The sequence below is a fragment of the Novosphingobium flavum genome, assembly GCF_014230315.1.
Classification (GTDB): domain Bacteria; phylum Pseudomonadota; class Alphaproteobacteria; order Sphingomonadales; family Sphingomonadaceae; genus Novosphingobium; species Novosphingobium flavum.
In genome coordinates this window covers 49,571-66,954 of the sequence record NZ_JACLAW010000002.1, presented here as the reverse complement: position 1 = coordinate 66,954, position 17,384 = coordinate 49,571, and the positions used below count along the sequence as shown (strand labels likewise).

Sequence of the window (17,384 nt, the reverse complement as noted above, 5' to 3'; positions counted from 1 at the left end):
TCAACCGCGCGGGCGGGCCTGTTCGTAGCAGCCGAGCAGGCGCAGGTCCTTGCAGTGGAAGGCCAGTTCCTCGATCGCGCGGTCGATGTGGGCCTCGCCGGGCGCGCCGAGGATGTCGGCATAGAACATGGTCGCGGCGAAGCTTGCGCCCTTCTGGTAGCTCTCCAGCTTGGTCATGTTGACCCCGTTGGTGGCGAAGCCGCCGAGCGCCTTGTAAAGCGCGGCGGGGACGTTCTTCACCTCGAAGACCAGCGTGGTCATGGCCTGCTTGCCGGCCAGCGTGGCCGGATCGAGCGGGGCGCGGGCAAGGACGACGAAGCGGGTGGTGTTGTCGGCCGAATCCTCGACATTGTCCTCGATCACCTTGAGCCCGTAAAGCTCGGCGGCGAGGCGCGGGGCGATCGCGGCGAGGCTGGTATCGCCCAGTTCGGCCACATGGGCCGCGGCGCCCGCCGTGTCGGCATAGGCGAGCGGCACGATGCTGCGTTCGCGCAGGTAGCGGCGCGACTGGCCCAGCGCCTGGGGGTGGGAATAGGCCGCCTCGAACGGGCCGTCCGACAGGGCCATCAGCGCGTGGTTGATCGAGAGGAAGTGCTCGCCCACGATCGACAGGCCGGATTCGGGCAGCAGGAAATGAATGTCTGCCACGCGGCCGTGCTGCGAATTTTCGATCGGGATGATCGCGCGGTCGGCCCGGCCTTCCTTCACCGCCTCAAGCGCGTCCTCGAACGAGAAGCAGGGCAGCGGCAGGCTGTCAGGCGCGTATTCGGTGGCCGCGCGGTGGGAGTTGCAGCCCGGGGCGCCCTGGAAGGCCATTGCCCGGCGGGAATCGGCGGCGGCGTTCTGGGTCATCTGCTCGACCAGCGCGAGCGCGGGGGCGGGATAGCTGTGCATGGCGCTGGGCTTAGCCACAAAGCGGCCAAGGCTGGCAAGAACAATCGGCTTCGCCGGTCATAGCGTGCCCATGGTGTGCATTGCAGCGATTTTGCGCCCCGGGGCGGCGCCAATAGGCCTTGCGCGAGGGCCTTCGTCTCACTAGAGCGCCGTCCGATACGCCAAGAGCAACTCTTCGTCGGGGCATTCATGCAGGACCGTAAAAATACCATCGCCGGTTGGGCCTTGTTTTCGGGCATCGTCGCGCTGGGCCTGGGAACCCTGTCGGCGCACTACTTCCTTGCCGACAAGTCCGAGCGCCCCGAGAAGATGGGCTACGAGATCGAGGGCGTGGTTTCGTCCGAAGGCGGCGCTGCCGCTGCCGAGGAAGGGATCGAGGCCCGTCTCGCCAAGGGCGACCCCGCCAAGGGCGAGGCCGTGTTCAAGAAGTGCCAGTCGTGCCACACGGTCGACCAGGGCGGCGCCAACGGCATCGGCCCGAACCTGTTCGCCACGGTTGGCGAGGCCATCGCCCAGGGCAAGGGCGGCTTCGCCTTCTCCGACGATCTCAAGGCCAAGGGCGGCAAGTGGGATTTCGCCACGCTCGACACCTGGCTGAAGAACCCGAAGGCTTTCGCCGCCGGCACCAAGATGACCTTCGCCGGCCTGCCTGACGGGCAGGACCGCGCCAACGTGATCCTGTTCCTCAACTCGAAGGGCTCGAACCTGCCGCTTCCGGCCGTGCCGGCGGCTCCGGCTGGCGGCGCTGCTGCCGCGGCTCCCGCCGGGATCGACGCGCTGCTGGCCTCGGCCGACGTCGCCAAGGGCGAGCAGAGCTTCAAGAAGTGCCAGTCGTGCCACACGATCAACGCGGGCGGCGCCAACGGGATCGGTCCGAACCTCAACGGCATTGCCGGTGACAAGGTTGCCGAAGGCCGCGGCGGCTTCGCCTTCTCCGACGACCTCAAGGCCAAGGGCGGCACCTGGGACGCGGCCGCGCTCGACGCGTGGTTGAAGAACCCCAAGGCCGTTGCCGCCGGCACCAAGATGACCTTCGCCGGCATCGCCGACGACAAGGAACGCGCCAACGTGATCGCCTACCTGAACTCGCAGGGCGGCAAGCTGACCCTGCCGGCGGCGGCTCCGGCGGCCAAGTAAGGCGGTCCTTTCCGGACAGGAATTGAAAAGGGCGGGACCGGAAGGTTCCCGCCCTTTTCATTGCGTGGCAGCAAGCCGGGTTGGACTGGCGGGTCAGCCCTTCTCGCCGCATTGGCACGTGCCGGCACAGCGGCAATCGGCCTTAGAGGTGCAGGCGCTGCCGCACCCGCAATTGACGCAGCGGCAGGCATCGGAACAGCGGCGGGAGGTTTCAATGGAACCGGTCATGGCATTTCTCCTTGGTTGGGAATGTCATGATAGGCGGCCCGGCCCCGGCGGGATTGAACGTAACGGCTGAAATTGCTTCCTCAGACCCGCGTCAGCGTGGTCGCCGGAGAACCGAAGGTGCGCTTGAACACCCGGCTGAAATGGGCCGAATCGGCAAAGCCGGCCGCGTGGGCGGCCTCGGTGAGAGAAGCGCCGGTCGCATAGACGTCGAGCGCCTTGGTCAGGCGGACCCAGAGCAGGTATGTCTTGTATGCCAATCCGGTCTGTTCGACGAACAGGTGCCGCAAGCGGCTGGGCGAAAGGTTGACCCCGCACGCGGCAGCGGCTGCACCGAGCGACGGGTTAAGCTGGTCTGCGCTGTGCCGGATGATCCGGTCGATGCGCGGATCGCAACCGGAGGTCGCCCGGACCGGAATCCCGCCGGTTGCGAGGGTGAGGCCTCTGTCCAGCAGATCGGCATCGGAGTGCCCGCGATCGAGCGCCTGCTGCCACCACGCGGCGGGTTCGAGCCCCGGCCGGTCAAGCGCAACCAACCCGTTGTCGGCGAACAGGCCCGCGCCCAGCGCCCTGCCCGCCGGGCTTTCCGGTTCGATGAAGACGAAGGCCAGCAGGCCGCGGGCGTCGATCCGGTGTTGGATGTCGGGTGCAACGGCGATAGCGCCGGCGCGAACGCAGTTGTCGGTGGTGGCAAGCGCGAGGTGCCCGGACAGGCAGACCGTGACCTGAATCGCGTGATGGGCGTGAAATCCGGATTCGCCCAGTCCGTCCGGGGCGTCGAGCACCCAGACGCTGACGCCCCGGCCGATTGCCAACCTTGCCCGTCCGCCGGCCATTGGCACCCTTTCAGCATGGTCGCCGCCGGCACCGGTTGCCCGCTCAGCGCCCCTTGAACCCCTGCGCAATCACGTACCACTCAGACGAGCCCTTGCGGCTGGCCGGGGGCTTGGCGTGTTTCACCGTGGTGAAGTTCTTTTTCAGGATGGTCAGCAGCGCCTGATCGGTGCCGCCGGCGAAGACCTTGGCGACGAAGGCGCCGCCGGGTTCGAGCGTTGTGATCGCGAAGTCGACCGCCGTTTCCACGAGGCCCATGGTGCGCAGGTGGTCGGTCTGCTTGTGGCCGACGGTGTTGGCGGCCATGTCGGAGATGACGAGGTCGGGCGGGCCATCCAGCGCGCCTTCGAGCGCGGCGGGGGCTTCGTCGGCCATGAAGTCCATCTCGAAGATGGTGACGCCCTCGATCGGCTCGGTGGGGAGCAGATCGATGCCGACGACTTTGGCGGCGGGCGCGCGCTGGCGCACGACCTGGCTCCAGCCGCCCGGCGCGATGCCGAGGTCGACCACGCGCTTCGCGCCCTTGAGTAGGGCAAAACGGTCGTCCAGCTCGGCCAGCTTGTAGGCGGCGCGGCTGCGGTAGCCGTCGGCCTTGGCCTGCTTGACGTAGGGGTCGTTCAATTGGCGGGTGAGCCAGCGGGCGGAGGAGACCGTGCGCTTTTTCGCGGTCTTCAGGCGTTCGCCGGGGTCGCGGCCGGATCTGCTCATAGCGGGTAACTCGTTACTGGGCCCGCAGGCGGCGCAGGGCCGCCTGGGCGGATTCGGCGCGCAGGCCCGAGGCCATGAGCGAGCGCAGGATGCCTTCGCGGATGCCGCGATCGGCCACGCCAAGACGGCTGGCGGGCCAGATGTCGAGGATCGATTCGAGGATCGCGCAGCCGGCGACGACGAGATCGGCCCGCTCGCGCCCGATGCAGGGAACGAGGCGGCGCTCGGCCGGCGAAAGGCCGGCGAGGCGGGTGGAAATGGCGCGCATCGATTCGGCCGGGACGACGAGGCCGTCGACCGCGCCGCGATCGTATTGCGGCAGTTCGAGGTGGAGGCTGGCCAGCGTGGTGACCGTGCCCGAGGTGCCGAGCAGGCGCAGGTCGGCCCTGCCGCTGCCGCCGCCGGCGAGGTGTTCGGTCAGCCGTTCGGCGAAAGTGGCGAAGCTGTCGTCCACCAGGCCGCGCATGCGGGCATAACGGGCAGCGCGGTCAGCCGCGCTCTCGCCCTCGCCGCCGCAGGTTTCGGTGAGGGAGACGACCCCCCAGGGGACCGACTGCCAATCGAGGATGCGCGGCACCGTGGGGCCGTTCTCGATCAGGACCAGCTCGGTCGAGCCGCCGCCGATGTCGAAGATCATCGCCGGGCCTTCGCCCTGTTCGAGCAGGATGTGGCAGCCGAGCACGGCCAGGCGCGCTTCTTCCTGGGCGCTGATCACGTCGAGCGCGATGCCGGTTTCGCGGCGCACCCGGTCGATGAAGTCCATGCCGTTGCTGGCGCGGCGGCAGGCCTCGGTCGCCACAGAGCGGGCGAGGTGGACATTGCGGCGCTTGAGCTTGTCGGCGCAGACCGAGAGCGCGGAGAGCGCGCGGTCCATCGCCGCGTCGGACAGGCGGCCGGCCTGGGCCAGCCCCTCGCCCAGCCGGACGACGCGGCTGAAGGCATCGACCACGACGAAGTTTTGCCCTTGCGGCCGGGCGATCAGCAGGCGGCAATTGTTGGTGCCGAGATCGATCGCGGCATAGGCCTGGCGCTGGACGGCATTGCCGGCAGTGGGACTGCCGGCAGGAGCGGTGCCGGCCGGAGCGGGGGCGCTGCCTCCTCCGGAGCCATTGCCGGAGCCATTCGACTCGTTGCCGTCGGACCGGGTGGGCGCGGCAGGCGCGGCCTCGCGATCGGGACGGCCGCCGGAGGTGCGGGAGGCTGCGGCTGCGGACTTGCGGGAGCGGTGAGCCGCGGGGCGGCTGCTGGTGCTGGTTCCCGGTTCCTTCGCGCGGCGCTGGCCTGATTCTCCCCGCATTGCCGGCGGAAGGGATTCCGCCATACTGGTTACTCGATATTTCCAAAAGCCCGCCGGGTGCGACGGGTACCTGACGGCCATGCTAGACGGCGCAAGCGATTACGGCAAGTGCGGGGGGCGGCCGGGGCTTGTCCACCGGAACAGGCCTGCGGGGGCTGGCGCAAGGTTCCGGTGGACTTGCCGGGGTCTTGGCTGGCACAGGGGGGTACATCTAACGCAAGACCGCCTTTTGCCGTGCTTACATGGCGCGGGCAGCCGGGCAATATGGCCATTGGGGCAGGGGGCGCCCGCGGGCCGCAGGGAGTTGACCGCGAAATGACGCTTTCCTTGCTGGAGATGATCGCCCGCAGTGCAACCGCCGCCGTGCTCAGCGATCCGCGCCAGCCGGACAATCCGATCGTCGCCTGCAACCGCGCCTTCGAGGAGCTGACGGGCTATGCCGAGGCCGAGATTTTGGGTCGCAACTGCCGGTTTCTTGCCGGGGCCGGCACCGATCCGGCGGCGAGTGCAGCCCTGCGCGAGGCGATCGCGCGGCGCCAGCCGGTGCTGACCGAGATCGTCAATTATCGCAAGGACGGGACCCCGTTTCGCAACGCGGTGATGATCGCGCCGATTTTCGGCGACGATGGCGAGGTGATCCATTTCGTCGGCTCGCAGGTCGAGGTGACAGGCGCGGTGCGGGACGGCGAGGACCGGCGCCGCGCGGCGCGCGAGCGGATCGGGGCGCTCTCCGCGCGTCAGCACGAGGTGCTGGTGGAAATGACCGCGGGCAAGCTCAACAAGCAGACCGCGCACGAGCTGGGCCTGTCGGAACGGACGGTCAAGATGCACCGCGGGGCGGTGCTTCGGGCGCTGGGGGTGCGGACCCCGGCCGAGGCAATCCGGATCGCAATCGAGGCGGGATACTGAGCGCGAAATCAGCGCCCCGAATCACCTTGACCGGGCAGTCCGGGCGGACTAGATGGCCCGCTCCGAGCTGCCCCGTCGTCTAAAGGTAAGACTACGGACTCTGACTCCGTCAATCGAGGTTCGAATCCTCGCGGGGCATCCAGGACTTCACACATCGCCGAAATTTGCCGCCGTACCGTGCTTCGGGCGCTGGCGCGCGGCCATCGCGCCGGCGGGGGCGGCGCTGTTCGGGCAGTGACATTCCGGCAGTGGCGGGGCGATCAGCCCTCGCTGTCGGGGCGGAGGAAGCGGGCGTGTTCGTTGGCGACTTCGCGGGCGCGGTCGAGGCCGGGACTGTCGGGGAAGCCGGCCTTGGGCCCTTGCGGCGTAGATTGCGGCGTGGATTGCGGCGCGGCGGCGTTGGCGGCCGCCTTGGCCGGGATGGCTGCGGCCGAGCGGGTATCGGCATAGGCGCCGCCGGCTATCAAAGCGGCAAGCGGAAGGGCGGCGGCAAACGGGCGTGAGGAAACGGACATGGCGGTACTCCTCTGGACTGACCGGCCAGTAACGGCCCCGGTTGACGGGCTTTGGCGGATGCGTGCGAACAACGGGGGTAAGCCCGAGGCGCGCGGGCGTTCCCTGATTTATGCTGCAATGCGGCGAAACGCGGTTCTCGGGTGATGGACCGAGCCGGAAGGCGTGTTTTGGGGGCTGCCGGCGCACCACGGCTCGCGCCGGGGCATTAATTCGTTGCGCTTTGCCGCGTGTGCGGCAAGGTTTGGGAAATGCACGAAGAAGACCACCATCTCACCGACCGCAAGTTCTATAAGGCCGAGCAGGAAGCCTCATTTGCCGAGGCCCGGCCCCACACCACCCCGCAGACCCAGGACCCGGCCTACCGCCTGGCCTTTCGCGACACCGACTTCCTTTTGCGTGAGGAACTGAGGCCCGTCCGCTTCCAGCTCGAGCTGCTCAAGGCCGAGATGCTGCTCGAAGAGGCGAAGATCGGCTCGATGCTGGTCTGCTACGGTTCGGCCCGCATCCCCTCGCCCGAGGCGGCCGCGGCGGTGCGGGAGATGCCGACCACGCCGGATCGGCAGAAGGTGAACGAGAGGCTCGCGGCCAAGGCGAAGTATTACGACGAGGCGCGCAAGCTGGCCCGGATCGCCACCGAATGCGCGATCGTGGAAGACGGGATGCGCCAGTTCGTGGTCTGCTCGGGCGGCGGCCCGTCGATCATGGAAGCGGCGAACCGCGGCGCGGTCGAGGCGGGGGGCGAGACCGTGGGGCTCAACATCGTGCTGCCCCACGAGCAGGCGCCCAACAGCTATGTGACCCCGCACCTCTCGTTCCAGTTCCACTACTTTGCCCTCAGGAAGATGCATTTCCTGCTGCGGGCGCGGGCCGTGGCGGTGTTTCCGGGCGGGTTCGGGACGTTCGACGAGTTCTTCGAGCTGCTTTGCCTGATCCAGACCGGGAAGATGAAGCCGATCCCGATCCTGCTCTATGGCGCAGAGTTCTGGAACCGGGTGATCAACTTCGAAGCCCTCGCCGAGGAAGGCGTGGTCAACGAGCATGATCTCAAGCTGTTCAGGATCGTGGAGACCGCCGAGGAAGGCTGGGCAGTGATCCGCGCGTTCTACGAGCTGGACTAGGACGGATCGAAATTCAGCCCATACCGGCCTGCAAATGGCGCTTCTCCGCGCTTCCGGTGCTCACGTACTTTGAGTACGCTGCGCGCCGGGTCACGGAAAAGCACCATTTTCGTCTCGGTCTGAGCTGAATTTCGATCCGTCCTAGTCTCCGGGAATATCGCCGACCGCCTGATGACCGAGCGGTCCGTGGCCGGCGCCGAAGCCGGGCGCGGCGAGCAGTGCGGCACGGACGAAGACGCGGGCGCGTTCCACCGCCTCGGCCAGCGCCAGGCCGGAGGCGAGGAACGTGGCGACGGCGCTGGCCAGCGTGCAGCCGGTGCCGTGGGTGTGGCGGGTGTGGATGCGCGCGGCGTGCCATACCCTGTCTGCCTGCCCCGGGATCACCAGGCGATCTTCCAGCACATCGCCTGCGGCATCGCCGCCCTTGGCGAGATAGGCGACCCGCCGCGCGGCCATGCCTGCGGGGCCGCCGAGCGCGGCGAGTTCGGGGACGTTGGGGGTGGTCAGGGTAGCCAGCGCCATCAGCCGTTCGAAGGCGGCAACGGTCTCGGGATCGGCGAGGACGGCGCCACTGGTGGCGATCATCACCGGATCGAACACCACCGGGCAGGACAGGCCTTCCAGCCGGTCTGCCACGAGGTGGCCCAGCGCGGCCGAGCCGAGCATGCCGATCTTCACCGCATCGGCGCCGATGTCGGACAGGCAGGCGTCGATCTGGGCGGCGACGAGCTGGGGCGAGAGGGCCTCGACCATGGTGACACCGAGAGTGTTCTGGGCGGTGATCGCGGTGATCGCGGTCATTCCGTAGCCGCCGAGCATGGTGATCGTCTTGAGGTCAGCCTGGATGCCGGCGCCGCCGGAACTGTCGGAACCGGCGATGACGAGGATGCGGGGGGGCTTGGCGGGCATGGCTTGGGGCTAGGGCAGCGCGCGGCCTTCGACAAGCATGTCCTGAGCCTGTCGAAGGGCTCAGGCTGAGCGGGGGTTGGGTGATTGGGGCTTTGCCCACCCCCGGCCTCTCCCGCTTGCGGGAGGGGAGAAGGCTACCCTTTATAGTGCCTTACGTTTGACGGCGGATTCTCGGCATGATGGCGCTTGGCGCGCGTCGGGCGGTCCATCAGCTCTCCGCCGCAATTGGGGCAGAGTTCGTCGAGCGCATCGGCGCATTCGGCGCAGAAGGTGCATTCGAACGAGCAGATGAAGGCGCCGGGGGCTTCGGCCGGCAGGTCGGTGCCGCAGCGTTCGCAGTCGGGGCGCATTTCCAGCATCAGGCGGCGGCCTCTGCCACGGCATCGCAGATCGCGCCGACGACCGAGGCGACCTCGGAGCTGTCGTCGCCCTCGGCCATGACGCGAATGACCGGTTCAGTGCCCGAGGGGCGGATGACGAGGCGGCCTCGCCCGGAAAGCTGGGCCTCGGCCTCGGCGATCACCTTCTGCACGCGGGCATCGGCCAGCGGCTTGCCGCCGGAGAAGCGGACGTTCTTGAGCAGCTGGGGCACAGGGTCGAACAGGTGGAGCAATTCGCTGGCGCGCTTGCCCGAGCGGACGAGCGCGGCGAGGACCTGCAGGGCGGCGACCGTGCCGTCTCCGGTGGTGGCATGGTCGAGCAGGATCATGTGGCCGGACTGTTCGCCGCCGACGTTGAAGCCCTGGGTCTTCATGCGTTCGAGCACGTGGCGGTCGCCCACGGCGGTGCGTTCGAGGGTCAGGTCCTGCCCGGCGAGGTAGCGTTCGAGGCCGAGGTTGGACATGACCGTGGCAACCACGCCGCCGCCGCGCAGGAGGCCGCGCTGGGCCATCTCGGTGCCGAGCAGGGCCATGATCTGGTCGCCGTCGACCACGGCGCCCTTTTCGTCGATCACGATCAGGCGGTCGGCGTCGCCATCCAGCGCGATGCCGATGTCGGCGCCCGAGGCGACCACGGTTTCGCGGACGAGATCGAGGTGAGTCGAGCCGCAGCGTTCGTTGATGTTGCGGCCATTGGGATTGACCCCGATGGCGTGGATTTCCGCGCCGAGTTCCCAGATCGCGGACGGGGCGACCTGATAGGCCGCGCCATTGGCGCAATCGACCACGATCTTGAGCCCGTCGAGCCGGACGTTTTCGGGCAGGCTGGCCTTGACCGCGTGGATGTAGCGGCCGCGGGCATCGTCGATGCGGCGGGCGCGGCCGATCTCGGGCGAGGGGGCAAGGTCGATTTCCTCGCCCAGCATGGCCTCGATCGCCAGCTCGTCCTCGTCCGACAGCTTGAAGCCATCGGGGCCGAACAGCTTGATGCCGTTGTCCTCATAGGGGTTGTGGCTGGCCGAAATCATCACCCCGACATCGGCGCGCAGTTCGCGGGTGAGGAGAGCCACGGCAGGGGTGGGCATCGGCCCGAGCAGGACGACGTCCATGCCGACCGACGTGAAACCGGCGACCATCGCGTTTTCCAGCATGTAGCCGGACAGGCGGGTGTCCTTGCCGATCACCACGCGGTGGCGGTGATCGCCGCGCAGGAAGCGTTTGCCGGCGGCCATGCCGACCTTCATCGCGGTGGCGGCGGTCATCACCCCGGCGTTGGTGCGGCCGCGGATCCCGTCGGTTCCGAAATAGTGCTTGCTCATGAGGTCTTCGCTCAATCTCGTATTGTGCGTGCGTGGCTTTGCCATGGATCATGGCCAGTCTATTGTCACCTTAGCAAAGAGCAATGGAGCGTCCATGCAGCACGACACCGGCACGGGCGCGCCCGATCTTTCCGCGATGATCCCCGAAGTGAAGGTTCCGGCCGGGCTGACGCTGGCGGGGCTGGTCGGCGGCCTCGTGCTGGGGCTGCTGGTGGGCGAAGGCGGCGGCTTGAGCGCGATGATCGCGCCGCTCGGCCACCTGTGGCTTCGCGCCTTGCAGATGACCATCCTGCCGCTGGTGGTTTCGCTGCTGGTCACGGGGATCGTCCAGTCGGTCGCCGCGGCCGAGGCGGGGCCGATGGCGCGGCGCACGCTGGGCCTGTTCGTGGCGGTGCTCGGCGTGGGCACGGTGATGGCCGCCGTGTTGATGCCACTGGCGCTCGACCTGTTTCCTGTGCCGCAGCGAGCGGCGGCGGCCTTGCAGGCAGCGGCCCCAGCGGCGAGCGGGTCGCTGCCCGCCTTTGCCGATTTCCTTGATGCCCTGCTTCCGGCCAACGTGGTGGCGGCGGCGGCCGGGGACCTGGTCCTGCCGGTGCTGGCTTTCTTCGCGCTGTTCGCCATGGCCACGACCCGGCTGCCGGCCGCGCCGCGAGACCTGATGGCGAATGTGTTCGCGGCCCTTGCGGCGACGATGATGGTGATCATCGGCTGGGTCCTGCGGCTGGCGCCGGTCGGGGTCTTCGCGCTGGCGCTGGGGGTTTCCTCCGCTGCCGGCAGTGACGCGATCGCGGCGCTCGCCCATTACATCGCCGTGGTGGCGAGCATGGGGGCGATCGTCTTCGTGGCGGGCTACGGCCTGGCGGTGCTGGGCGGACGGCTCGCGCTGGGCGCCTTTGCCCGGACCATGCTGCCGGTTCAGGCCATGGCGCTCTCGACCCAGTCCTCGCTCGCCTGCCTGCCGGCCATGCTGGCGGCCTGCCGCTCCCTCGGCGTGCGCAGCGCCAGCGCCGACTTCGTCCTCCCGCTGGCCGTGGCCCTGTTCCGCGCGACCAGCCCGGTGATGAACCTCGCCGTGGGCATCTATGTCGCGCGGCTGACCGGCACGCCGCTGCCGCCCGCCGCGATCGCCGCCGGGGTGGCCGTGGCCGTGGCCACGACCTTCGGGACGATCTCCCTGCCCGGCACGATCAGCTTCATCGCCTCGACCGCGCCGATCGCGCTGGCCATGGGCGTGCCGACCGGGCCGCTCGGCCTGCTCGTGGCGGTCGAGATGCTGCCCGACCTGATGCGCACCCTTGCCAATGTGACGATGGACGTGGCGGTGACCGCGACGGTCGACCGTCGTTCGCGCACGGCTTGACGCGAGGCGGAGGAAACGACAGGGGACGCGGGCGTTTCCCAGCGCAGGGCCGGGTTCTTTCGGCCCATCCGATCCTTATCTTCCATAGCCTTACGGAGTTCCCATGCCGATCTCGCTGATGCCGTTGCCCTATGGGGCGGACGCGCTTTCGCCTGCCATTTCCTCGGCCACGCTCGACGTCCACCACGGCAAGCACCACAAGGCCTATGTCGACAAGACCAATGCCGCCACTGCCGGCACCGCGCTGGAAAACGCCGCGCTCGAGGATATCGTCGCGGCGGCCCGCAAGGATAATCCCAAGCTGTTCAACAACGCCGCCCAGACCTGGAATCACGGGTTCTACTGGGCCAGCCTGAGCCCGGACAAGACCGCCCCGGCCGGCGAGCTGCTCGCCGCGATCGAGCGTGACTTCGGTTCGGTCGAGGCGCTCACCAAGGAACTGGCCAGCAGCGGCGCCGACCACTTTGCCTCGGGCTGGGTGTGGCTGGCCGAAGAAGGCGGCAAGCTGGTCGTGGTCGACACGCACGACGCCGAGACCCTGGCCGACACCGGCGCCAAGCCGCTGCTGGTGATCGACCTCTGGGAACACGCCTACTACGTCGACCGCAAGAACCTGCGGCCGGACTACCTCAAGGCGGTTCTGGACGAGCTGATCAACTGGGACTTCGCCGCCGCGAACCTCGCCAGCGAAGGCCGCTGGGTCTATCCGGCCTGAGTGCCGGGCCAGCCTGAGTGATCGGGGCCGCGCGTTTCCCTCGGCGCGCGCGGCCCTGCTTCATTCCGGACATGGGCAGGCCGTCAGCCCAGTTCCGCGGCGGCGGCGCTTTCCTCGGCCACGGCCACTTCGGGGAGGTGGGGGAACAGGGGTTCGCCGAAGACGAAGCCGACGATGTTGGGCTTGCCGAGATGGTCGAGCGCGGCGGTGATGGTGATCAGGATCGGCACCGAGAGCAGGGCGCCGATGACGCCCCAGACCCAGGTGAACAGGCTGAACGAGAACAGGATCAGCACCGGGTTCACGGTGAAGCGGCGGCCGAGCACGGCCGGGGTGATGACATTGGCCTCGGTCGCGTGGATGGCGAGGTAGGCCAGCGGCGCGACCATGCCCATGGCCACGGTATCGTAAGTGGCGATGCCGACGAGGGTGAGGGCGCCGATCATGGTCAGCGGGCCGACGTAGGGCACGAAGTTGAGCAGGGCGGCGATCCCGCCCCACATGATCGGGGCGTTCCAGCCCAGCGCCCAGGCGCCGAAGGCGGTGATGGCGCCGACAACGGCATTGATCAGGGCAACGGTGAGAATGTAGCTGCCGACGCGGTCCTGGATCTCGCGCACCAGGCGGGCCGCCTTGAGGCTGGAGCCGAACGAGGTGCGATCGAACAGCAGGTGCTGGCGCAGGCGCAGCCGCGATTCGATCATGAAGAAGCTCATCAGCAGGGTGAGCAGGGTTTCAAGGACCACGCTAGGGGTGGCGACGGCGACCTGTTCGACCACCGATGGGCTGGCCACGACCACTTCGCGGATCGGGGCCCGGCCGGAGAGGCGGGCCAGCGCCGTGCTCAGCTGGTTGATCCAGTCAAGGTTGGAGCGCAGGCGGGTGAGCTGCTGGGCGGCGCGCCCGACCATCGCGGGGATATCGTCGGCGAGCGCGAGGGCAGGGATCAGGATCAGCGAGATCGCCATGACCACGAGGGCGATGAACAGCAGGAGCGCCAGCGCCGAGCTGAGCAGGTTGGGCAGGCCGAACTTCATCAACTGGTCGGCAAGCGGGGACAGCACGATCGAGAGGATCGCCGCCGTGAACAGCGGCAGGAAGACCACGGCCGCGCTGGAAAGGACGAAGGGCAGGGCGAGGAACAGGCCGAGCCCGAGAAGCATGACCAGGGCCGAGACGAGGCGCAGCTGCTGGGCGGCGAACGGCGCGGGATCGTCCGACGCGGGCGGGCCGGCGAAGCTGGGTTGATCTGCTCTGTCTGGTCCCTCGGCGGTCATTGCCGGGGAATCTAGGCGCGGGGAGGCCGGCGGATCAAGCACTGGTTGTGTGGGCCCCCCAGTCAATCCGCTCTAGTCCAGCGTGCCGCCGTGAGCGACGTGATCGAGATCCTTCATGATCGCGCGGTGTGCGGCATCCTCGCCGCCCTTGCCGCGGCGGGGCATCTCGCCGTTCTCGATCATCCGGGAGAGCGCGGCGCGGGCGCGGCCGACCCGGCTCTTGATCGTGCCGACGGCGCATCCGCAGATCTCGGCCGCTTCCTCGTAGCTGAAGCCGCCGGCGCCGACGAGGAGCAGGGCCTCGCGCCGCTCGTGGGGCAAGGTGAGCAGGGCGCGGTGCATGTCGGCGAGGTGAAGCGGGCCTTCCTGCCCGGCCGGCGCGGTTAGCGTGCGTTCGGCCACGCCCTCGTCATATTCGCCGCGGAAGCGGTTGCGGCGCATGTCGGTGAGGTAGGCGTTGCGCAGGATGACGAAGGTCCAGGCGCGCATCGAGGTACCCGGCTCGAACCGGTCCTGCGCGGCCCAGGCCTTGAGCAGGGTTTCCTGCACGAGATCGTCGGCGAGGTCGGGGCGGCCGCAAAGGCCGCGGGCGAAGGCGCGCAGGTGCGGGATGACGGCGGTCATCTCGCGCTTGAAGGCGATGCGGTCGCTTTCGCTGCGATGCTGGCCGCTGGGGGCGCTGGCGGGGCGGTCCAGGGGCCCTGCGGGGGCCGGTGCTTTGCTCATTTGCCAGTATCGTCCAGCTTGGAGATCAGATCGGCAAAGCTGTCAGGCAGCGGTTCGTTGACGACGGAATCGTAAAGCTGCCGCAGGCCATCAGCCCACTCCGGCCTGGCTTTCCTGCCTGCGCGGGTGGTCTCCGGTTGCATTGATGGGTCTGCCTTTCCGGGGCTTTTGTCCTGCGTCATTACGGTGCGCGCTGTCCCTGATCCAAATCGAGTGCATGGCCGGGGCGGCCGTGCCACTCTCCCCTTACACGCCAGCAAACCACGGGCAATTCGCGCCGCCGACCCCACAGGAACGAAAACCATGCTGTGTGGTTCCCGCTAGCGAACAGATCGCAGTTGGCGAGCCTATGCCTTGGGGGGCAGGATGGCTGTGGGACAGGGGATGGCGTGGAGCGAGACGTAGTCAAACGGATTCGGGCCTTGCGCTGGTACCTGCGGTTTCCGCGGGCCATGCCGGTCGGGATCTTCCTGCTGGTCTCGGCGATCACGGGCCTGAGCGTCTATGCCATCGAACAGGTCGAGACCCAGCGGGCCGAAGCCCTGAACCGCCAGATCGCGCTGTCGGCCAGTTCGGCGATGGAGCGGCTGGCCAGTGCCAACACGGTCTACCTCAGGGCGGGGGCCGTGCTCATGTCGATGCAGCCGCGCATGAATTCCACCGGCTTCCACGAATTCGCCGCCCAGCTCGACCGCGATGCCAGCCTGCGCGGGGGCGGGGCCGTGGCCTGGATGCAGGCGGTCGAACCCGGTGCTGCGGCGGCCATGGAGGACAAGGCGCGGGCGGACGGACTGGCCGGGTTCACGATCCATCCCGCGCCGCAGGGGCGGGTGGCCCTGCCGGTCATCTTCGTCCACCCGGTCGATGCGGTTCAGCCCGGCGTCTATGGCTATGATCCGATGAGCGATCCGGTGCGCCGCGACGCGATCGAGCGGGCCGTGCGCTCCGGGCGCCCGAGCGCGAGCGGGCCGGTGCAGTTGCAGAGCGCATCAGCCAGCGGGCCGCGCACCGGGTTCGGCATATTCGTTCCCGTGTTCGACGGATCGGGTGCGGAACGCCGCCTGGTCGGCGTACTGGCCCGGGCCTTCAATGCGCAGGGCTTCATCGAGGCCGCGCTCGGCGACGACCGGGCGCGCGGCTACGGCATCGCCCTGATCGACGAAGCCAGCTCGCGGCTGGTGCCGCTGGCGCAGATGGGGCGGCAGGTGGGGGAGGGGCACCGTATCGTGACCCGGGTGATGTTCGCGGACCGGCCGATGCGGATCGAGATTTCCCCGCCCGAGGGTTCGACCCTGTCCAACCTCTCGCTGTTGACCCTGCTGTTCGGGATGATGGCGGCGGCCCTGCTGCTGGTCGTGGCGCGGCTGGTCACCCAGCAGGCGGCGGAGGACCGTGCGGCGCTGGCCTGGTTCGAGGAGCAGGCCTCGATCCGCAATTCGCTGACCCGCGAGCTCAACCACCGGGTCAAGAATACCCTTGCCAACGTGCTTTCGATCGTCACCCTGACCCGGCGCAGGACCGATGACATCGACGATTTCGTGACGGGCCTGATCGGGCGGGTTCGCGCCCTTTCGGCCACGCACGACCTGCTGACCCAGTCGGAATGGGGCACGACCCCGATCCGGGCCGTGGTCGGCGCGGAGCTGGCACCCTATGCCCACGATGCCGATCATGTGCTCGACATGCGCGGGCCCAACGTGGAACTGGCGCCCAACGACGCGCTGTCGCTCGGCCTCGCCATTCACGAGCTGGCGACCAATGCCTCGAAATACGGCGCCCTTTCGGTGGCCGGGGGGCGGGTCGAGATCTGCTGGGAAATGATCACCGACAAGCTCGCGCGGATAGAATGGACCGAGAGCGGCGGCCCGGTGGTGCCGGAATTGCGGCGGCGCGGCTTCGGCACCGAACTGATCGAGAAGATCGTGGCGCACGAGTTGAAGAACCCGGTCGACCTCCGGTTCCTGCCGGAAGGGGTTTCCTGCTCGCTGGTCGTGCCGGTGCGGACCCCGGCGCCGTTCCAGCTGCGCGGGGGGCAGGGCGGCGAGGGCTAGGGGGAGGTTTTGTGCATGGTCCGCGGATCAGGTCCTTGCCTGATCCTTGTGCGGGGAGTCTTTTGATTGGTGCGCCTTCGACATCCGTCGAAGGCGGGCCGGTGCCGCGCAAGGGGCAAGCCCAGCTTGCCCCGATCCATGCATCAGACTCGCCGCTGGCCCCCGACGGATGCCGGGGGCGCATCAACAAACTTATGCGATGGTCTTGCTCGAAGCGAAGAACAGGGCCTGGCTGATCGCCGTGCGGACGGTCGATTCCTGGAACGGCTTGGTGATCAGGTAGGTCGGCTCGGGGCGGTTGCCGGTGAGCAGGCGTTCCGGATAGGCGGTGATGAAGATCACCGGGACGTCGCCGATCGCGAGGATGTCGTCGACCGCGTCGAGGCCCGAGCTGCCGTCAGCCAGCTGGATGTCGGCGAGGACGAGGCCGGGGCGGTGCTCGGCGACCACTTCCTGGGCCTGGGTGCGGGTGGCGGCGGTGCCGCAGATGTCGTGGCCGAGCGAGCGGACGAGGTCTTCGAGCTGCATCGAGATGAGCGGCTCGTCCTCGATGATCAGGACGTTGGTGGTCGATTCGCGGTCGATCTCCTCGACCGCCTCCTGGATCAGGCCATCCACCTGGGCCGGATCGAGATCCATGATCTCGGCCGTTTCCTCGACCGTGAAGTCCTCCAGCGTGGCGAGGAGGAGGGCCTGCCGGTTGAGCGGGGTGATCGCCGAGAGGCGGCTTTGCGCCGCGACCTCAAGCTCGCCGCCCGCGGCCGCTTCGGGCTCGGGAACGTCGAGATAGGCGCTGGCCCAGACCTTGTTGAAGGCGCGGTAGAGCGGAACACGGCCGCCGGCGAGGCTGGCCTGTAGCTCTTCGTCAGCCAGCGCGGCTTCGAGCGTGGCACGGACGAAGGCATCGCCGGTGTGCTGCGAGCCGGTAAGGGCGCGGGCATAGCGGCGCAGGTAAGGCAATTGGGCGGCAACCTGGGTGCCTAATGGCATTCGAACCCCTTCCCTCTAC

The 17,384-nt window shown here is 68.5% G+C and carries 18 protein-coding genes and 1 tRNA gene; 7 read left to right on the top strand and 12 right to left on the bottom strand.

What is annotated here, in order from left to right; translation table 11 throughout:
* A complete protein-coding gene (locus tag H7F51_RS02295; protein WP_185662928.1) occupies positions 1-894 on the bottom strand; it encodes a prephenate dehydratase in 894 nt (297 codons plus the stop codon).
* A 189-nt stretch (positions 895-1,083) separates the two neighbouring features.
* Here H7F51_RS02295 and H7F51_RS18790 point away from each other — a divergent pair, with 189 nt between their 5' ends.
* Positions 1,084-2,031, top strand: coding sequence for a c-type cytochrome (locus H7F51_RS18790; RefSeq protein WP_185662603.1), 948 nt, complete (start codon positions 1,084-1,086; stop codon positions 2,029-2,031).
* Between the two features lie 308 nt (positions 2,032-2,339).
* On the opposite strand, the gene H7F51_RS02285 is transcribed toward H7F51_RS18790, so the two are convergent.
* Genes H7F51_RS02285 through H7F51_RS02275 form a run of 3 tightly spaced genes read right to left on the bottom strand, consistent with a single transcriptional unit; the run spans position 2,340 to position 5,119 of the window.
* Entirely contained in the window at positions 2,340-3,092 is a 753-nt protein-coding gene (locus H7F51_RS02285; protein WP_185662602.1) for an AraC family transcriptional regulator, read from the bottom strand.
* A gap of 43 nt (positions 3,093-3,135) precedes the next feature.
* Positions 3,136-3,798, bottom strand: coding sequence for an RlmE family RNA methyltransferase (locus H7F51_RS02280; RefSeq protein WP_185662601.1), 663 nt, complete (start codon positions 3,796-3,798; stop codon positions 3,136-3,138).
* A gap of 13 nt (positions 3,799-3,811) precedes the next feature.
* A complete protein-coding gene (locus tag H7F51_RS02275) occupies positions 3,812-5,119 on the bottom strand; it encodes a Ppx/GppA phosphatase family protein (RefSeq protein ID WP_185662600.1) in 1,308 nt (435 codons plus the stop codon).
* A gap of 291 nt (positions 5,120-5,410) precedes the next feature.
* Here H7F51_RS02275 and H7F51_RS02270 point away from each other — a divergent pair, with 291 nt between their 5' ends.
* Positions 5,411-6,004: a PAS domain-containing protein gene (locus tag H7F51_RS02270; protein WP_246447670.1), complete on the top strand. Its 594-nt coding sequence runs from the start codon at positions 5,411-5,413 to the stop codon at positions 6,002-6,004.
* A 68-nt stretch (positions 6,005-6,072) separates the two neighbouring features.
* Positions 6,073-6,146, top strand: a tRNA-Gln gene (locus H7F51_RS02265).
* A 118-nt stretch (positions 6,147-6,264) separates the two neighbouring features.
* On the opposite strand, the gene H7F51_RS02260 is transcribed toward H7F51_RS02265, so the two are convergent.
* On the bottom strand, positions 6,265-6,519 hold the full coding sequence (locus H7F51_RS02260; RefSeq protein ID WP_185662599.1) for a hypothetical protein: 255 nt from the start codon (positions 6,517-6,519) through the stop codon (positions 6,265-6,267).
* Positions 6,520-6,768: 249 nt separating this feature from the next.
* Here H7F51_RS02260 and H7F51_RS02255 point away from each other — a divergent pair, with 249 nt between their 5' ends.
* Entirely contained in the window at positions 6,769-7,638 is an 870-nt protein-coding gene (locus H7F51_RS02255; protein ID WP_185662598.1) for an LOG family protein, read from the top strand.
* Between the two features lie 141 nt (positions 7,639-7,779).
* Here H7F51_RS02255 and thiD read toward each other — a convergent pair whose 3' ends face one another.
* The 3 genes from thiD to glmM all read right to left on the bottom strand — a co-directional run bounded on the left by thiD (position 7,780) and on the right by glmM (position 10,246).
* Complete coding sequence (thiD, locus tag H7F51_RS02250) at positions 7,780-8,547, bottom strand: bifunctional hydroxymethylpyrimidine kinase/phosphomethylpyrimidine kinase (protein WP_185662597.1); 768 nt, start codon at positions 8,545-8,547, stop codon at positions 7,780-7,782.
* 134 nt (positions 8,548-8,681) lie between these two features.
* Positions 8,682-8,906: a DUF1272 domain-containing protein gene (locus tag H7F51_RS02245; protein ID WP_185662596.1), complete on the bottom strand. Its 225-nt coding sequence runs from the start codon at positions 8,904-8,906 to the stop codon at positions 8,682-8,684.
* Positions 8,906-10,246 carry a phosphoglucosamine mutase gene (glmM, locus tag H7F51_RS02240; RefSeq protein WP_185662595.1) on the bottom strand — a complete coding sequence of 447 codons (1,341 nt, stop codon included), beginning with the start codon at positions 10,244-10,246 and terminating at the stop codon, positions 8,906-8,908. The genes H7F51_RS02245 and glmM overlap by 1 nt, the downstream gene beginning before the upstream one ends.
* Before the next feature lie 94 nt (positions 10,247-10,340).
* Here glmM and H7F51_RS02235 point away from each other — a divergent pair, with 94 nt between their 5' ends.
* Both H7F51_RS02235 and H7F51_RS02230 read left to right on the top strand, forming a co-directional pair.
* Positions 10,341-11,606 carry a dicarboxylate/amino acid:cation symporter gene (locus H7F51_RS02235; RefSeq protein WP_185662594.1) on the top strand — a complete coding sequence of 422 codons (1,266 nt, stop codon included), beginning with the start codon at positions 10,341-10,343 and terminating at the stop codon, positions 11,604-11,606.
* Positions 11,607-11,709: 103 nt separating this feature from the next.
* A complete protein-coding gene (locus H7F51_RS02230) occupies positions 11,710-12,321 on the top strand; it encodes a superoxide dismutase (protein ID WP_185662593.1) in 612 nt (203 codons plus the stop codon).
* An 83-nt stretch (positions 12,322-12,404) separates the two neighbouring features.
* Here the strand turns inward: H7F51_RS02230 and H7F51_RS02225 are convergent, their stop codons facing one another.
* From H7F51_RS02225 to H7F51_RS02215, 3 genes are all read right to left on the bottom strand, one after another.
* Positions 12,405-13,598, bottom strand: coding sequence for an AI-2E family transporter (locus tag H7F51_RS02225; protein ID WP_185662592.1), 1,194 nt, complete (start codon positions 13,596-13,598; stop codon positions 12,405-12,407).
* Between the two features lie 72 nt (positions 13,599-13,670).
* Positions 13,671-14,222, bottom strand: a complete 552-nt coding sequence (locus tag H7F51_RS02220) for a sigma-70 family RNA polymerase sigma factor (protein WP_246447715.1) — start codon at positions 14,220-14,222, stop codon at positions 13,671-13,673.
* Between the two features lie 98 nt (positions 14,223-14,320).
* Positions 14,321-14,506, bottom strand: coding sequence for a NepR family anti-sigma factor (locus H7F51_RS02215; protein WP_343061173.1), 186 nt, complete (start codon positions 14,504-14,506; stop codon positions 14,321-14,323).
* A 240-nt stretch (positions 14,507-14,746) separates the two neighbouring features.
* Between H7F51_RS02215 and H7F51_RS02210 the strand changes: the two genes are divergently transcribed.
* Complete coding sequence (locus H7F51_RS02210) at positions 14,747-16,375, top strand: CHASE domain-containing protein (protein WP_246447669.1); 1,629 nt, start codon at positions 14,747-14,749, stop codon at positions 16,373-16,375.
* A gap of 192 nt (positions 16,376-16,567) precedes the next feature.
* Here H7F51_RS02210 and H7F51_RS02205 read toward each other — a convergent pair whose 3' ends face one another.
* Positions 16,568-17,365, bottom strand: coding sequence for a response regulator (locus H7F51_RS02205; RefSeq protein WP_185662590.1), 798 nt, complete (start codon positions 17,363-17,365; stop codon positions 16,568-16,570).
* Positions 17,366-17,384 lie beyond the last annotated feature (19 nt).

What these genes read in the sequence shown, in the direction of transcription:
- H7F51_RS02295 (WP_185662928.1), bottom strand. Translation starts at nt 894, where the DNA reads ATGCACAGCTATCCCGCCCCCGCGCTCGCGCTGGTCGAGCAGATGACC.
- H7F51_RS18790 (WP_185662603.1), top strand. Translation starts at nt 1,084, where the DNA reads ATGCAGGACCGTAAAAATACCATCGCCGGTTGGGCCTTGTTTTCGGGC.
- H7F51_RS02285 (WP_185662602.1), bottom strand. Translation starts at nt 3,092, where the DNA reads ATGGCCGGCGGACGGGCAAGGTTGGCAATCGGCCGGGGCGTCAGCGTC.
- H7F51_RS02280 (WP_185662601.1), bottom strand. Translation starts at nt 3,798, where the DNA reads ATGAGCAGATCCGGCCGCGACCCCGGCGAACGCCTGAAGACCGCGAAA.
- H7F51_RS02275 (WP_185662600.1), bottom strand. Translation starts at nt 5,119, where the DNA reads ATGGCGGAATCCCTTCCGCCGGCAATGCGGGGAGAATCAGGCCAGCGC.
- H7F51_RS02270 (WP_246447670.1), top strand. Translation starts at nt 5,411, where the DNA reads ATGACGCTTTCCTTGCTGGAGATGATCGCCCGCAGTGCAACCGCCGCC.
- H7F51_RS02260 (WP_185662599.1), bottom strand. Translation starts at nt 6,519, where the DNA reads ATGTCCGTTTCCTCACGCCCGTTTGCCGCCGCCCTTCCGCTTGCCGCT.
- H7F51_RS02255 (WP_185662598.1), top strand. Translation starts at nt 6,769, where the DNA reads ATGCACGAAGAAGACCACCATCTCACCGACCGCAAGTTCTATAAGGCC.
- thiD (WP_185662597.1), bottom strand. Translation starts at nt 8,547, where the DNA reads ATGCCCGCCAAGCCCCCCCGCATCCTCGTCATCGCCGGTTCCGACAGT.
- H7F51_RS02245 (WP_185662596.1), bottom strand. Translation starts at nt 8,906, where the DNA reads ATGCTGGAAATGCGCCCCGACTGCGAACGCTGCGGCACCGACCTGCCG.
- glmM (WP_185662595.1), bottom strand. Translation starts at nt 10,246, where the DNA reads ATGAGCAAGCACTATTTCGGAACCGACGGGATCCGCGGCCGCACCAAC.
- H7F51_RS02235 (WP_185662594.1), top strand. Translation starts at nt 10,341, where the DNA reads ATGCAGCACGACACCGGCACGGGCGCGCCCGATCTTTCCGCGATGATC.
- H7F51_RS02230 (WP_185662593.1), top strand. Translation starts at nt 11,710, where the DNA reads ATGCCGATCTCGCTGATGCCGTTGCCCTATGGGGCGGACGCGCTTTCG.
- H7F51_RS02225 (WP_185662592.1), bottom strand. Translation starts at nt 13,598, where the DNA reads ATGACCGCCGAGGGACCAGACAGAGCAGATCAACCCAGCTTCGCCGGC.
- H7F51_RS02220 (WP_246447715.1), bottom strand. Translation starts at nt 14,222, where the DNA reads ATGACCGCCGTCATCCCGCACCTGCGCGCCTTCGCCCGCGGCCTTTGC.
- H7F51_RS02215 (WP_343061173.1), bottom strand. Translation starts at nt 14,506, where the DNA reads ATGACGCAGGACAAAAGCCCCGGAAAGGCAGACCCATCAATGCAACCG.
- H7F51_RS02205 (WP_185662590.1), bottom strand. Translation starts at nt 17,365, where the DNA reads ATGCCATTAGGCACCCAGGTTGCCGCCCAATTGCCTTACCTGCGCCGC.